The 14204-nt window shown below is 64.9% G+C and carries 12 protein-coding genes and 2 pseudogenes; 8 read left to right on the top strand and 6 right to left on the bottom strand.

All coding sequences use genetic code 11. From position 1 onward, the window contains the following. The first annotated feature begins 3 nt into the window (after nucleotides 1–3). From arsB to arsH, 3 genes are read left to right on the top strand one after another with little or no spacing between them, the layout of a single operon-like run. Complete coding sequence (gene arsB / locus ACXYMN_RS01755) at nucleotides 4–1071, top strand: ACR3 family arsenite efflux transporter (protein WP_459011668.1); 1068 nt, start codon at nucleotides 4–6, stop codon at nucleotides 1069–1071. Further along, nucleotides 1068–1490: an arsenate reductase (glutaredoxin) gene (arsC, locus tag ACXYMN_RS01750; protein WP_459011667.1), complete on the top strand. Its 423-nt coding sequence runs from the start codon at nucleotides 1068–1070 to the stop codon at nucleotides 1488–1490. The genes arsB and arsC overlap by 4 nt, the downstream gene beginning before the upstream one ends. Then, a complete protein-coding gene (gene arsH, locus ACXYMN_RS01745; protein ID WP_459011666.1) occupies nucleotides 1483–2193 on the top strand; it encodes an arsenical resistance protein ArsH in 711 nt (236 codons plus the stop codon). The genes arsC and arsH overlap by 8 nt, the downstream gene beginning before the upstream one ends. Nucleotides 2194–2269: 76 nt before the next feature. Here the strand turns inward: arsH and ACXYMN_RS01740 are convergent, their stop codons facing one another. Together ACXYMN_RS01740 and ACXYMN_RS01735 are read right to left on the bottom strand one after the other, a co-directional pair. Continuing rightward, nucleotides 2270–2887 (bottom strand): ferric reductase-like transmembrane domain-containing protein, encoded by a 618-nt coding sequence (locus ACXYMN_RS01740; protein ID WP_459011664.1) that lies wholly within the window; start codon nucleotides 2885–2887, stop codon nucleotides 2270–2272. After that, on the bottom strand, nucleotides 2884–3390 hold the full coding sequence (locus tag ACXYMN_RS01735) for a twin-arginine translocation pathway signal (protein ID WP_459011663.1): 507 nt from the start codon (nucleotides 3388–3390) through the stop codon (nucleotides 2884–2886). Before ACXYMN_RS01735 ends, ACXYMN_RS01740 begins: the two co-directional genes overlap by 4 nt. 384 nt (nucleotides 3391–3774) lie before the next feature. Between ACXYMN_RS01735 and ACXYMN_RS01730 the strand changes: the two genes are divergently transcribed. The 4 genes and pseudogenes from ACXYMN_RS01730 to ACXYMN_RS01715 all read left to right on the top strand — a co-directional run bounded on the left by ACXYMN_RS01730 (nucleotide 3775) and on the right by ACXYMN_RS01715 (nucleotide 7382). Then, the gene (locus ACXYMN_RS01730) at nucleotides 3775–5271 is read left to right on the top strand and encodes a fused MFS/spermidine synthase (RefSeq protein ID WP_459011662.1); all 1497 of its coding nucleotides are present in this window, start codon (nucleotides 3775–3777) and stop codon (nucleotides 5269–5271) included. A gap of 6 nt (nucleotides 5272–5277) precedes the next feature. Continuing rightward, nucleotides 5278–5379 (top strand): annotated as a pseudogene (locus ACXYMN_RS01725) (IS5/IS1182 family transposase); the annotation flags it as partial. Between the two features lie 404 nt (nucleotides 5380–5783). Continuing rightward, nucleotides 5784–6524, top strand: coding sequence for a PAN domain-containing protein (locus ACXYMN_RS01720; protein ID WP_459011661.1), 741 nt, complete (start codon nucleotides 5784–5786; stop codon nucleotides 6522–6524). Nucleotides 6525–6662: 138 nt separating this feature from the next. Beyond that, entirely contained in the window at nucleotides 6663–7382 is a 720-nt protein-coding gene (locus ACXYMN_RS01715) for a PAN domain-containing protein (protein ID WP_459012341.1), read from the top strand. Between the two features lie 33 nt (nucleotides 7383–7415). Here ACXYMN_RS01715 and ACXYMN_RS01710 read toward each other — a convergent pair whose 3' ends face one another. From ACXYMN_RS01710 to ACXYMN_RS01700, 3 genes are all read right to left on the bottom strand, one after another. After that, complete coding sequence (locus tag ACXYMN_RS01710; RefSeq protein ID WP_459011659.1) at nucleotides 7416–8387, bottom strand: SH3 domain-containing protein; 972 nt, start codon at nucleotides 8385–8387, stop codon at nucleotides 7416–7418. 259 nt (nucleotides 8388–8646) lie between these two features. Continuing rightward, entirely contained in the window at nucleotides 8647–11676 is a 3030-nt protein-coding gene (locus ACXYMN_RS01705; RefSeq protein WP_459011658.1) for a M14 family zinc carboxypeptidase, read from the bottom strand. A 1-nt stretch (nucleotide 11677) separates the two neighbouring features. Continuing rightward, nucleotides 11678–12052 carry a hypothetical protein gene (locus tag ACXYMN_RS01700; RefSeq protein ID WP_459011656.1) on the bottom strand — a complete coding sequence of 125 codons (375 nt, stop codon included), beginning with the start codon at nucleotides 12050–12052 and terminating at the stop codon, nucleotides 11678–11680. A 398-nt stretch (nucleotides 12053–12450) separates the two neighbouring features. Between ACXYMN_RS01700 and ACXYMN_RS01695 the strand changes: the two genes are divergently transcribed. Continuing rightward, the gene (locus tag ACXYMN_RS01695; protein WP_459011655.1) at nucleotides 12451–13371 is read left to right on the top strand and encodes an endonuclease/exonuclease/phosphatase family protein; all 921 of its coding nucleotides are present in this window, start codon (nucleotides 12451–12453) and stop codon (nucleotides 13369–13371) included. A gap of 121 nt (nucleotides 13372–13492) precedes the next feature. Here the strand turns inward: ACXYMN_RS01695 and ACXYMN_RS01690 are convergent. Continuing rightward, nucleotides 13493–14115 (bottom strand): annotated as a pseudogene (locus tag ACXYMN_RS01690) (ParB/RepB/Spo0J family partition protein); the annotation flags it as partial. Nucleotides 14116–14204 lie beyond the last annotated feature (89 nt).

The raw sequence follows: 14204 nt of genomic DNA, 5'->3' as shown, positions 1-14204 counted from the left end.
GCCATGACCGATACATCGCTTCCCGCCGCCGCGGGTCTGGGCACCTTCGAGCGCTGGCTCTCTGTCTGGGTGGCGCTTGCCATCGGCGCGGGGCTGTTGCTGGGCAACCTTTTTCCCGGTCTCTTCGGCACCCTTGCCGCGCTCGAGATCGCATCGGTCAACCTGCCCGTCGCGGTCCTGATCTGGGCGATGATCTATCCGATGATGGTCGGCGTGGATTTCACCTCGCTGGCGCGGGTCGGGGACAAACCGAAGGGACTGGTGGTGACGCTGGTGGTGAACTGGCTCATCAAACCCTTCACGATGGCCGCGCTTGGCGTGCTGTTCTTCAACCACGTCTTCGCCGGGCTGATCCCGCCGGACGATGCGCAGGCCTACCTTGCGGGCGTGATCCTGCTGGGGGCGGCGCCCTGCACGGCGATGGTGTTCGTCTGGTCGAACCTGACGCGCGGAGACGCCACCTACACGCTGGTCCAGGTCAGCGTGAACGATGTGATCATGGTCTTTGCCTTCGCGCCGATCGTCGCCTTTCTGCTGGGGGTGACCGATATCGTGGTGCCCTGGGACACGCTGCTGCTGTCGGTCGGACTTTACGTCATGCTGCCGCTGCTGGCGGGTTACCTGACGCGCCGGAACCTTGTCGCCAAAGGTGGCGAAGTGGCGGTCGATGCGTTCAAGGCGCGCTTGCAGCCATTCTCGATCATCGGGCTTCTGGTGACCATCGTGCTGCTGTTCGGGTTCCAGGGCGTGGTGATCCTGGAGCGTCCGCTTGTCATCGCGATGATCGCCGTGCCGCTGCTGATCCAGTCCTACGCCATCTTCTTTGCGGCCTATGGCGCGGCGCGCGCCTGGCGCATCCCGTTCAACGTCGCCGCGCCCTGCGCCCTGATCGGCACGTCCAACTTCTTTGAACTGGCCGTCGCCGTCGCGATCAGCCTGTTCGGCCTTGGCTCTGGCGCGGCGCTGGCCACGGTCGTGGGCGTCCTCGTCGAGGTGCCGGTGATGCTGTCGCTCGTCGCCTTCGCAAACAGGACTAAGCACTGGTTTCCAGCCGAAGAAAGCACATCATGACCGTCGTCATCCACCACAACCCCGATTGCGGCACCTCGCGCAACGTACTGTCGATCATCGCGGCCTCGGGCGAAACACCTGTGATCGTCGCGTATCTCGAAACCGGGTGGACGCGCCCGCAGCTGCTGGGTCTGTTCGCCGCTGCCGGTCTGACCCCTCGCACCGCCTTGCGCAGAACCAAATCCCCGGCAGAGGAACTGGGTCTGCTCGACCCGTCCGTCAGCGAAGAGGCGATCCTGGCGGCGATGCTGGAGCATCCCGTACTGGTCAATCGCCCCATCGTCTGTTCACCCAAGGGCGTGCGTCTGTGCCGCCCGAGCGAAACCGTGCTCGACCTGCTGGACAAGCTGCCGCCGGGTCCGATGAAGAAAGAGGACGGCACGCTGCTGATCGACGCGGAAGGACATCGCATTGCCTGAGACACCGAACCTCGACGAACGTCATTTCCGCCCGATCGAGACCGAGCGCTTGCTGCCGTCCGACCGGGCGACCCACGCCCCGCGCATCCTGCTGCTCTACGGGTCGCTGCGCGAACGTTCGTTCAGTCGGCTGATGACCGAAGAAGCGGCGCGCATCCTGACCCGCTTCGGTGCCGAGACCCGCACCTTTCGCCCGGCGGGGCTGCCGCTGCCGGATGATGCGGATGCGGATCACCCGAAGGTGCAGGAATTGCGGGACCTGGTCGCCTGGTCCGAAGGCATGGTCTGGTGTTCGCCCGAGCGTCACGGCGCGATGACCGGCATCATGAAGACCCAGATCGACTGGATTCCGCTGTCCCTCGGCGCTGTGCGACCGACCCAGGGCAAGACGCTGGCCGTCATGCAGGTCAGTGGCGGCTCGCAAAGCTTCAACGCGGTGAACCAGCTTCGCATCCTGGGCCGCTGGATGCGGCTGCTGACCATTCCGAACCAGTCGTCGACGCCGAAGGCGTTTCTGGAATTCGACGACGCCGGACGGATGAAGCCGTCGCCGTTCTATGACCGGATGGTCGATGTCATGGAAGAGCTCGTGAAGTTCACCATCCTCACCCGCGACAACAAGGCCTACCTGCTCGACCGCTACAGCGAACGCAAAGAGACCGCCGCAGAGCTGTCAAGGCGCGTGAACCAGAAGGCGATCTGACCGGCGGTCGAAAGGATCGTCCAGTGTGGCCCGTGCGATCCTGGAAGGCCCGGCGCGGTCTTGGCCGACCCGAGGGTCAGACCCGAGAGCGGCGTCTGGGCAACCGCATGAACGCCCAGCCCGTCGCGCCCGCGACAAGACCGCAAAGCACGATCTTGGAGACCGTCTCCATGGTGCCTTCGATCAGAAGGGCATGGACGATGGTCCCGGCCACGATGGCCAGGGCCAGCGTGCCGTGCACGCGCCGCCAGGTTCGCGGGTGAAACCGGCGCCTGCGCGTGGCCAGCGCGGCGCTGGCAAACAGCGCCCACATGGCAATCACCCCCCACGCCGAAAACGGTGTCGGCGACGTGAAGAGAAGCGCGTCGACGACATCCGGCGGCGATGTGATCCACAGCCCTGCGACGTGCACGACCAGCAGCCCGGCGAGTGTTGTGCCGACAAGGCGATGCACGTGGCGTGCGCGCGGGGTTCGCAGACCGGGCAGGACGCCCAGGATCAGCAGCGGCTGGATCAGCAAAAGCCCCAGCGCGGCGATCCCGGCAACGCCCGCGCCGATGTAGACCCCGTCCCGGTACGCCAGCAGCGGGCTTGTCACCGCAAACCCGAAGGGGATCGCCAGCACCAGCGCCAGCGCCGACCACGTCAGGACGGCCCGGGCAGCGTGGGGTCGCGCTTCGGCCCTGGTGGTCAAACCGGCTGCAGGACGAAATGCGCCTCGAGGCTGGTGTCGCCCGCGCTCGACATCACCGGGCGGAGGAACACCGTTTCGAAGTCGGCGCTGTCATAGGCCAGATGGCCGTGCGGCTGACCAAAGGCGGGCACGATCTGCGGCATGTCCAGACGGAAGACGCCGTTTTCGTCGGTCAGCGTCGCGCCGTGGCTGTGCCAGTCGCGCTCGTGCCCTTCGGTGGTATGCGCCCAGACCTGGATACGCTGTCCCGGCAGCGGTGCGCCGTCACCGGCCCGGCGCACCGTGCCGCGCATCAAGAACCCGCCTCCGCCGATCCGCGCGACGATAGGGGCCCCGGGGCGATAGTTGTTGGACCCTCCGCGCATGGTGCGGGTCGGCGCAAGCCCTGCCGCCCCTGCTGCGCGTGCCCGGGCGGGTACGAACAGCGTGCCGCCAGACCCGGCTGCGACCGCCGCGCCACCGAGCGCCAGAATGCGACGGCGGTGAAAGGTGGGTTCGATCATCGGTAACGCTCCTTTGCCGGGGTAAAACTGCAAATTCTCTGCTGCAATTGTAGCGGAGTTTCTGTCGCGACCAAACGAAAGCGCGTGCGAATCCGGGCGATGCGCTTCACGCTTTCGTGGATTGGCTGCTCGGCGCGCAGAACGCCGCCGCCGTTTCCGAGCCCTGCGCGATCAGGCGGGCAGGAACGGCTAGACCGGCGCGAAGGGGGCGGCTGTCGCGGTGGCGGGGTGCGTGTTCGGGCCGTGGCACCGTCGCCCCGGCCCGGATCGAGGCGGGGCCGGAGATGGCGGTGCATGTTTCGCCGGAACAACGGGATAAACATGCTTGCCCGGGATCTGCGCTGGCCCCATCTTCGCCAACGAAGAGGCGTCAGGGAACCGGGAATGAAACGCAGCGTGCCCTTGTGGCTATTGATAACTTCACAGTGCATTGTCAGCGCCGCGTCTCTGGTGGTCGAGATCGTCGCCGGGCGGATGCTGGCACCGCATGTCGGCATGTCGCTCTATACCTGGACCGCGGTCATCGCCGTCGTGCTGGCGGGCTTTTCCGCCGGGCACTGGTGGGGGGGGCGACTGGCCGAGAAATCGGTGGCGAAGGCGCTTTGCTGGACGGGCGGCGCGTTGATGGCGGGGGCCGTCACGACGGCGGGGGCGGTTCTTGTTCTGCCTGCGCTGGCCGAGCCGGTCTTGCGGACCGTTACGCAGCCGGTCTGGGGCATCACCGCGCTGACGGCGCTGGTCTTTTTCCTGCCGTCCTTCTTTGCGGGCGTCCCCGCGCCGGTACTCGCGCAGATCGCGGTGACGACGGCGCACCGAACCGGCCCGGCGCTTGGCGCGATATTCGCCTCGGGCGCGATCGGCGCGATTGCGGGCACGTTGCTTGCGGGCTTCGTGTTCATCTCGTGGCTCGGGTCCTCCGCGACGCTGGTGGTGGTCGCGGTCACCTATGCCGGTATGGGTCTGCTTTTCCTGTGGTTGAGCGGCGCGCACGGACGTTACGGTGCCCTGGCCGCTGGCCTCGCGGTGGTTGTCGTTGCCGGGATGGCGCTGGCCGCACCCAACCCCTGCGACCGCGAGAGCCGTTATTTCTGCCTGCGCACCGAAGATATTTCCGCCGATCCGTCCCGGCCTGTGCACCTGATGGTGATCGATCACCTGGCGCACGGGATCAGCGCGCGGGACCTGCCGCTGGTGCAGTTCACCGAGCACACCGCGATGCTGGACGCGCTGTCGATGAACCGGGCCCCGCGCCCGGATTTCACCAGTTTCCATATCGGCGGTGGCAACTACGCCGTGCCGAGGGCGTTCGCCACGCGCGGAACCGGCCCGATCACCGTCGCCGAGATCGACCCGGCCGTCACCCGGCTTGCCTCCGAGGCGTTCTGGTTCGATCCGACAACGGCAACGATCCTCCACGAGGACGGTCGCCGTGCGCTTCTGACCCGCCCCGATCAGCGCTACGACATCATCATCGGCGATGCCTTCACCGACGTCGTCGTGCCCGTTCATCTTGTCACGCAGGAGTTCTTTCGCCTGGCGTCGGACCGGTTGACGCCCGAGGGGAGCTTCCTGATGAACGTCATCGATCACGAAGACAGGCTTCGCGCCGTGGCCTCGATCGTCGCCACGATGAGAACGGTGTTTCCGGTGGTCGAGGTCTGGACCCAGATGGGGCAACCGGCACCCGGCCAGCGCATGGTGTTCGTCGTGGTCGGTGGCCGGACCCGGACGCCTGTGGGCGAATTCACCACCGCAGCGCCCGACCTGACCCGGTTCGGCGCGCTGGCGGATGACATGGTCGCGCAGATCGCCGCGACAAGGGGCCAGCTTTTGACCGACGATTACGCCCCGATCGATCGCCTGATGGGCCGCCCGGACTAGGCAGGGATCGCGCGGAACGAAGCTCTCCGCGCATCGAAATACCTCGGTCACGTGATCTGGCGAAAGTGGCGTGGATACCACCGCCAAAGTCGCGCCGAGACGAAACTTCGTGTGCCATTGATATGCAATGCGCTGCCGGTCGCCTGCAACTCGCGCAGATCTGCGCGTCACGGCCAAAATCGAAAGGCTGCGACGCCCCCAACGGTATCCGACGGCCCCTTTCGCGGTCGCGCTGGCAGAAGCACTTGGCTTTTTGACGTATATCAATGAGCGGCCACCCATTTGACCAGAAAATGAATGGTGGAAGGCCCGGACCACGTGACCTGCCGTGGACCAAAAAACAGCGAACCGCTGCACTCCGGTTTCGGGTCGTTCGATGACGCATTTTCCGTTGTGCCGACTAACACAGGCTTGGTTCGCACGGCAAAAATAGGAGAGCGCAGACATTGGTTAGCCCGCTGATACGAAACAGGACACCCGTTCCCTGGCAATCCGCTCTTCGCTCTGTCACGATGACGCTGCTGTGCGTGTTCGCGGTATTTCTGGCTGCGATGACCGGCCCGGCATCCGCGACGACGCGGTGGTGCGAGGCAACCATCGTCGTCGAGCCTGTCGACGAGGCCCTGCACGGGCCCTGGCACGAAATCCGCGCGGCGGGCTGGACCATGCACAACCCCAACCAGGCCCGGCGCAATGCCCGCGACAAAATCGACGCCTGTATCGACGAGGCGTGGAATTCCCGCCAAGCGTCGGCCCGACCGAATGCGTGCCTGACCATGCAAGACTGGCCCTACACATCCTTTCTGAGCGAGATGACGGCGGAGGTGTGCAGGCTCAATCCCGGTCATGCGCTGATCTTCATCGACCTGTCGGTGTTCTTCGAAGGCGACACCGGCTGCGTATCCGACGGGCATCCAAGGCTGCGCAGCATCGCGGAGAGATTTCCATTGCGCTGCACGGATGTCGTCTTTCCCGGCGCCGAAGTCGTTACGCCGCCCGCACGGATCGTACCGCCTGCCACGCTGGCCCAGCCGCCGCTGCCGAACACCCGTATTCCCGGCAACGATCTGTCGGTCTTTCCCGTCGGCGCAGGGGGGTGGAGGGCCTGCATGCAGGCCTGCCAAGACAACGACGACTGCCGGGCCTGGACATTTCGCGACGCGTTTCGCGGCACGGAGAACGTGTGCCTGTTGAAGGGTTCCGTGTCGGCCCGGATATCCGACACCTGCTGCCAGTCGGGTATCAAGCGGTAGATGGAACGGACGATCACACAGGCATTCCAGCCGCGCCCGGTACAGGAGAACGTCATGACCACGATCCACAGCCCCGTTGTGGCACGAACCGGCAAACGCCTTGCATGGGCAACCCTGTGCTGCACAGCGCTCTTGGCCATGGTCCCGGCGACACGCGCCGCCGCCGAGGTCACCCGCTGGTGCCAGGCGACGTACGACGTGGGCCCGGGGTTCTCTGGCGGTACCTGGGTGCAACGCGCTTTCAGCGTTTCGGGTACGCATCCGACGAACCCGAACCGGGCGCGACGCAATGCGTCCCGCAGGCTCGATATTTGCGTGCGCGAGCACTGGAACCTGCGCGATTCCGGCGTGCGGCCGCTATCTTGCCGGGACGGCTTCGCGGATTATCCGTTCACCGCCTTCGAGGAAGAGGTCAGCGCCCTGATCTGTAACGCAAACCCGGGCCACCTGACCCTGGACATCTCCATTAGTGTGGGGCGTTCGGGCAATACGGGCTGCACCGGAGAGGAAAATTTGTGGACTTGGGAATTCGTATCCGACTACCGGGTGCGCTGCCCGGTCGGCGACAGGTTGGGCGCACAGGCCGAATCCGCCACGCCGCCCGCGCGGATCGTTCCGCCTGCGACACTGGCCCAGCCGCCGCTGCCGAATACCCGCATTCCGGGCAACGACCTGTCGGTCTTCCCTGTTGGCGACGGGGGTTGGCGGGCCTGCATGCAGGCCTGCGAAGACGATGACGATTGCCGTGCCTGGACCTTTCGGGACATGTTGCGCGGTTCGGCAAACGTGTGTCTGCTCAAAGAGGCCGTGTCAGCCCGGATCTCGGACCCCTGTTGTCAGTCCGGGATCAAACGGTAGGACGCCGGACCTGCGCCGCTTGCCGCGTCCGCATCAGGGCCGGAACACCCGCAGCGACGTCACCTGGTTGTTGAGCAACCCGCCAAGCGCGGCTTCGTCGCCCGTGACCTCCCGGCAGAAGCCGCCAAGATCGCGGTCCTGGCACAGTTCGACATGCACGTCACCGGCGATCCGGATCGAGCTGATCCGATTGTCCGCTTCGGCGGGTAGCTGCCCCAGAAACGTCACGCCGCGGCAGAAGCTCGCGCCCGAGAAATTCGGCAGGTCGTAAAAACAGGCGGTGTTCGCGCGCGGAAGCGGTGGCGGCGGCCCGTCGAACACCTGCAACGATGACACCGCGTTGTCGAGCAGACCGCCAAGCTGGCCCTCGCTTGCCGTCACGGTGCGACAAAATCCGCCCATATTTACATCCTGGCACAGCCGGACCTGAACGTTCTCGCCGACCATGACGGACGTGATTGCATCATTGGCCGCGCCGGGCAGGCTGTTCAGGACGACCGGCCCGCGGCAGAACGCGGCGCCGCCGAAATTCGGCGCGTCGTAGAAACAGGCCTGGGTGCCGACGGGGAATGGATCGATTCCAGCGGCCTCGTCAGGCTCGACCGGATTCGTTTCGTCATCCTCCGCATCATCGCCACCGTCGCCACCGTCGCCACCGTCGCCGCAGACGATCCGGAAACTGGGTCCGTCACGTCCGAATTCCAGTTCGAACCGACACCCGGTTCCGGGCACGCCGGCGCTGGGGGGCGCGGTCAGAAACCTAGAACTGACCCAACCGGTGCGGTCGTCGTCGGAAATGTAGCACCAGCCATTGGTCTGGCATTCGGTAAGATCGACAACCTCGCCCGGGGACAGCGTATCGACGATCTCATACGTGATTCCGGGGCCTGTGCGCACGTTCAGCGACGTCGTCGCAACGGCTTCTTCAGCCGCGGCGACCGCCGTGTGCACCGCCAGAACGGCAATACCGACAACTCCAATCTTCCACCCTGAGATATACTGCATGTCCACACCCCGATCCAAAACCGATGACACAAGACTGCAGCAAACTGCCCCGGGTGCCTTGCGATAAGTCAAGCGGTGGATCCGCCGAACCTGTGCGGCGCTGCCGGCAGGACCGTCCTGCGTCCAGACGTGCGCAGGGCGGCAATCGGTCAAGGACACCGCTTGGCGGCACCGACCGGTGCGGTCACCGCGGCACAGCAGATCGGTCGCAGGGCTTGGCTGACAAGGCGCTTCTCGTCAGCCAATTTCCGTTCACGCTTTATTGGGCGCAGCCGTCATCGCCCGGTTTTGCTTGCGTGCCCGACGCAATGCCGAGCCCTTTCGCAAGGCGGTTTGTCGCGTCCCGCACGAGAGCCTCGATCCCCGCCACTGTCGGCGGTTTGCCGGTCGTCATGTCCCGGCAGCATCGTTCCAGGCACTGCTTGAAATCCTCCGGCGGAATGCCGTTTTCCTTCAGCAGTTTCTGCACGCCCTCCATGCCCAGCAAGCATTCGAGCAGGCAGCACAGGTCGAGACCGGGCTTGTCATTGGCATCCGCTGGGGTGCCGCCGCCCGGCGGCGGGCGGTCGCCGCCGTCCCAGACCGCGCCGGTGACGATCAGTTCCCGGGTGAACTCGGTGCCGCGAAACGTCTTGCCGCTGGCCATTACCTGGCTGGTGTGGACGCCAACCTGAGCGAGCGGAAGCGTTGCGTCGAAGACGCCCGGGGCGGTTTCGGTGAATGACACCACGGACTTGGCGCCCGTTGGCCCCTCGACAGCGGCCCAGACGCTGGCGCGATTGTCGACCGGCACGCCAAACTCGGTCAGGCGGGCTTGCAGGTGCTGTTCGGCACCGGGTTCGAAGCCGGTCTGGCTCGATTGTACGGCCATCCGCAGGTTCGACCAGGCGCGCGCCATCACCGCGTACCGCACGCCATGGGCCGTGGACGATGGGCCGCTGCCGGGCGCGTAGACGTCGTCGTTGTGTTTCCGGACGTAGCGGTCATAGAGTTTTTCGTCGATCTCGACCACGGCTTTCCATGTGCCGCCGTGGCTTGGCGTGTCCTTCAGCGCCAGCGGCAGGGTCATGCGGTAAAAGCGCAGCTGCTTGCCGCCCCCCAGTTCGATCGCGGGATCGGTCGCGGCCGTGCCGTAATCGACGACCGCGCCGGTTGGCGTGATCAACGAGAAGCGGAACACCTGCGGCAGCGGCGACAGCAGCATGAAATCGACCGAGATGTCGGTTTCGGACAGCTTGACCGGTATTTCATGGCGATGGCCGGGCAGGGCATAGCCTTCGGGATCGACGACGATTTCGTTGTTGGTCACCCCCGCGAGGATCTGCTGGTAGTATTTGGTCAGTTTGAACAGCGCATCGGTATCGAGAGCGCCGGTGATCAGCATGTACCCCTGATGGCCATTGCACAGGCTTTGCAACGCTGAGGGATCGAGCGCGCCGGGCTCACCCAGTCCAATGGCATAGACCCGGTCTGTGATCGACCCGGCCACATCCGAGATGGATTGGCGCGTGTGTGGCCCGTGGTTTTCGCGCCCGTCGGTCAGCACGATCATCGCCTTGACGTCCTGCGTGATCGACGGCGCTCCGAGCAGTTGCTGGCCGCGGTCGACGGCTTCGCCGATCGAGGTCCAGCCGTTGGGATTGTGCCCGTATCCGGCGATGTGGCCGTTGGCGAGGTTTCGCGCGGACAGATCGATATCGGTGATGGGCATGGTGTCATGCGTGTCGTGATCGAAGCGCAATATGCCCAGCGCGTTGGTGTCCTCGATGATGTCGACCACCGGAGGGGCCGAGAATTTCAGCACGTCGCCGCGTGTGATCCCCGCGCCGATGCCGGATGCAAAGCTCATCGAATTGGATTGATCGAACACCAGCAGCGCAGCAGCCGTCGGACGCGCGATCACGTTGGTGGTGATCGGAACGACCCATTCCTGTCGGGTCTGGCGGCAGCGCACGGTGATTTCGCCGGTCGCCGTGTCGCCTGCCGCGGTGCCGGTATAGGAAACCCACAGATGCGCGCTGGAATAACTGCCGGGTGCTGCCGGTGCGGCATCACTGGTGCCAAGCGGTGTGCCAAAGGCCGTGCCGGCCGGACCGCTGCTGACGGTGGGGCCGGATACGATCTCAAAATCCATCTTGCAGCAGGATTGCACATGGAAGGTGACGGCCCGACTGGTGGTTTCCGTCTCGGGCACGTCGATGAATTGCAGCGACGGCGTCTGCAGCGTGATGTTGAGCACATTGCAATCATCGAGGGCGGTATCGGCAAAGGCGACAAGCGCCGATGAGACATCGAGGATGATGTTCTCCATCTCCGCCCAGCCGGGTTGGAAATCCGTTCCCCATTCGATCAGGAACCCATGCGTCTTGGTCAGCGCGGGATTGGCGATGTGGCGACTATAGGGGTAATCCGACAGCGTTCCCGTGGTGGCATAAAGCTCAAAGCTTTGCCCGGTCGTGTAGGTGATGCCGCGCACGTTGAAGAGGGCGGTCTGCATCGCCTGAACCAACCCGCATTGCGTCCCGAGATCGGCAGCCGGGATGTATTCGGCGTAGGTCGTGTCGTCTTTCAGACCGCGTTGGCCGTCAAACGACGCATTGGTAAAGTTCTGTGCCGGGTGTTCGACCTGGTTCTGGTCGTGGCCCCAGACATGATAGAGAAGCTCGCTGAAGCTGTGAATGTCGACCGCCCAGCGGATCTGCGGGTAGGTGTCGAACAGCCACTTCACGTTTTGGGTTTCGGGTTCGGAAAACGGAGCCGTGCCATGATACATGTCCGAGGCCGGGCTGTCAGAAACCCACAGGTTCGTACTGGGATGCATCGTGGTGTTGAAGTCCCACAGCACGTCATAGTTCCGGTTCAGATCGACCGCACCGCCCGGGTTTCGGTTCTTGCGCCACATCGCAAAGCTCGTCTGGCTGTAATGGCGCCCATCGGGGTTCACCATCGGCAGCACGAAGATCTGGGCGTCCTCGATCAGCCGTTTGACGGTCGTGGCCGAATAGCTTTGCCCGCCATAGCTCAGACCGGTGTTCAGGCTGTATGCCTCAAGCAGATCGGCGGCGAAGTTCACGCAAATCTCGCAACTGCCCCATTCGCGGGCGTGCTGACCGCCGATAAAGGCGATGCCCGGGCGGCTGTCGAGCGCGCCGAGACCCAGACGCAGGCCATAGACGTCGCGCCCTTCGTGGGTCTGGTTGGGCAGTGTGATCAGCTCGCACGTGCCCGGATAGGCGGTTGCCAGTGCTTGTGTGGCCGACTGGACTTCGGTGATGTTCATATATGGCATGTCACTGGGGCCCTTCCTGTCCGGATCCGTCCTGGGCGGGTGCACGCTGGACACCCAGCCCCTTGGGCGGGATCCGCCCACCGTCGAACCGGTCGCCCTTGGCCACCTCGGTTTGGCGCTTGAGGCCCTGCTCGCTGACGTTCTCACCAACCTCGAGCGCATAGCCGCTCTTTTTCAGCTCGGCGATTTCCGCCTTGTTGAGGTACAGGACCAGCAGATGGCGGTCGCCTCCGTCGAGGATCACGCTGCGCACGAGATCAAGCCCGCGCTCGCGCACCAGGGGGCGCGCTTCTGTCGGGTCCTTGATCTCGATGGTGACTTCAAACTTGTCGGGGGGAGGGCTGTCATTGCCCTTTTGCTTCTGTTTTGTCGCCATGGTCTTGCTCTCCCTGTCAATGAAGGCCGACGACGCAGGCATGAAAAAAGCTATCGTTAAAAAATTGTCGGCGAATCGTGTTTCCCGTTTAAGTTTAGCATTCGACCTCTGGATCTGACGCGCGCTGTTGTCGCACCCCGCGGTTTCCGACCCATCGGCGGCGTGAAAATGTTGGGCATCGCAGGGGCGAACGGCTGTTGCATTGGCGATTGCCGCGCCCGCAAGAGCCGATGGTCCCGCAGGTCGCGACCAGTATCCGGCGACAGGGCGACAGGGCGACAAGGGGACAGGGCGACACGGCGGCTCCGCGCGACGGGCACCGCAATGCCGCCTGTTGCGGGATCGTGCCGATATCATGCCTTCCCCGAGGCCGTGGCGCGTGCAATCCTTCCGGCACCATGCGCATCGCAACCCTGAACGTCCAAAACCTGCGGCTCTTGACCACCGCAGACACCCGGCATCTGCACGGCGCCTGGGATTCGGACGATCCCGAAGCCGAGACGCTCGACCCGATCGACCGCCGATTGACCGCGAAGCTGATCTCCCACCTGGATGCCGATGTGGTCGTCCTGCAGGAGGTTTTCGATCTCGAGACCCTGGAATACTTCCATGACACCGACCTGCTGGCGACAGGAACGCGACCCTACCGACACCGTATCTGTCTGCCGGGCAACGATGGACGTGGGCTGGACGTCGCGCTGCTGTCGCGGCGTCGCGTCGATGCCGTCAAGAGCCACGCGGCGTTGACCCCGGATCAACTGGATCTCGTACCGCCCCCAGAGGTCAATCCCGACCTCCCGGTGTTTCGGCGCGATTGCCTGATGGTGACCATCGGCAGGGTGACGCTGTTTGCCTGCCACTTCAAATCCGCCTATCCCGATCCCGAGACGGCATGGGCGACCCGTCGGCTTGAGGCGCTGGCGACACGCCGCATAATCGAGCGTCGGTTCGAGGCAGCCGAGCAGGCGCTGTGGCTGATCATCGGCGATCTGAACGAACCCGACACCGTCGGTGACAGCGGCCCCCGTGCGATCCGCCCGCTCGAGGCCGGGTTCTCGGTCGACCTGCTGCAGCGTCTGCCGCAAGCGGACCGGTGGACCTATTACGACAGGCATTCGGGCAAGTATCACTGTCCGGATGCGCTGCTTGCCTCGCCGGCGCTGGCGCGTCTCTGGCCGGATGCCAAACCCGTTGTCGTCCGCAAAGGGCTCGGCACGGATTCCGACCGCGCCGGCGGGCCGCACTATGCCGACGTTGGCCGCAACAGACCGCACGCCAGCGACCACGCAGCGGTCGTCATCGACCTTGAAGGCCTTTGACGACAGGCGGACCGGGACAGGACCGTGACAGCGCTGCGCGAGCAGTCCGACGCCTAGCGCCCCTGCGCCTGTCCCCTTAGTTGTCGTGGACGCCCGATCGATGACCCAGCATTGATCGGATGACCGTGAAGGCCATGAGCTGGTCGAGCGTCATCTCCTCCTCGGCATAGGCGTCGAGCAGCGAGGGGGCGACGGCGGCGAGCTTCAGCCGCTGCTTGACCACGCTGGCCGAGACGAGGAAGGCCGCGGCGATCTCCTCCTCTGTGCGGCCCTTCTCGCGCATCGCCCGGAAGGCACGGAACTGGTCGAGCGGATGCAGCGGCGCGCGCTGGACGTTCTCGGCCAGGCTGTATTCCTCGGCGAGCCCGTCGGTGCGGACGATGCAGGGCACCAACGCGGTCTTGTTCATGCGCTTCTGTTTGACGAGCAGTTCGAGCGCCCGGAACCGCCGCCCGCCCGCCGGGATCGTGTACATGCCGGTCTCGGCACCGCTCTCGTCCAGCACGGGCCGCACGGTGATGGAGCTGAGCAGCGTCCGCCGCGCCCGGCCATTCGCATGGCGAATGGCGTTCGTCGCTGAAATCGGTCCACTGGACAGATTTCCGGGCGCGTCTCACCCTCGGCCAGTTCCTCGATCGACACGCCCGCCTTGACGTGGCGCACGTTCGACTGGCTGAGCATCAGCTTGTTGAAGGGAATGTCGCGCGAGGCGCTGAGGGTGATCTTCTGTTGCGTGGGTCTCATGGGATATCTCCGCGACGGGCCAGCCGGGAGCCTCTCTCCCGACCTCCAAACCCGTCACGGAAAACCCGGCCCACCTCTCACTCTGTAGG

The sequence above is a fragment of the Roseivivax sp. CAU 1753 genome, from assembly GCF_054482575.1.
Note: the sequence above shows the minus strand (reverse complement) of the source record. Positions and strands in the feature narration are given on the sequence as shown.

What these genes read in the sequence shown, in the direction of transcription:
- arsB (WP_459011668.1), top strand. Translation starts at nt 4, where the DNA reads ATGACCGATACATCGCTTCCCGCCGCCGCGGGTCTGGGCACCTTCGAG.
- arsC (WP_459011667.1), top strand. Translation starts at nt 1,068, where the DNA reads ATGACCGTCGTCATCCACCACAACCCCGATTGCGGCACCTCGCGCAAC.
- ACXYMN_RS01735 (WP_459011663.1), bottom strand. Translation starts at nt 3,390, where the DNA reads ATGATCGAACCCACCTTTCACCGCCGTCGCATTCTGGCGCTCGGTGGC.
- ACXYMN_RS01730 (WP_459011662.1), top strand. Translation starts at nt 3,775, where the DNA reads ATGAAACGCAGCGTGCCCTTGTGGCTATTGATAACTTCACAGTGCATT.
- ACXYMN_RS01720 (WP_459011661.1), top strand. Translation starts at nt 5,784, where the DNA reads ATGACGCTGCTGTGCGTGTTCGCGGTATTTCTGGCTGCGATGACCGGC.
- ACXYMN_RS01715 (WP_459012341.1), top strand. Translation starts at nt 6,663, where the DNA reads ATGGTCCCGGCGACACGCGCCGCCGCCGAGGTCACCCGCTGGTGCCAG.
- ACXYMN_RS01710 (WP_459011659.1), bottom strand. Translation starts at nt 8,387, where the DNA reads ATGCAGTATATCTCAGGGTGGAAGATTGGAGTTGTCGGTATTGCCGTT.
- ACXYMN_RS01705 (WP_459011658.1), bottom strand. Translation starts at nt 11,676, where the DNA reads ATGCCATATATGAACATCACCGAAGTCCAGTCGGCCACACAAGCACTG.
- ACXYMN_RS01700 (WP_459011656.1), bottom strand. Translation starts at nt 12,052, where the DNA reads ATGGCGACAAAACAGAAGCAAAAGGGCAATGACAGCCCTCCCCCCGAC.
- ACXYMN_RS01695 (WP_459011655.1), top strand. Translation starts at nt 12,451, where the DNA reads ATGCGCATCGCAACCCTGAACGTCCAAAACCTGCGGCTCTTGACCACC.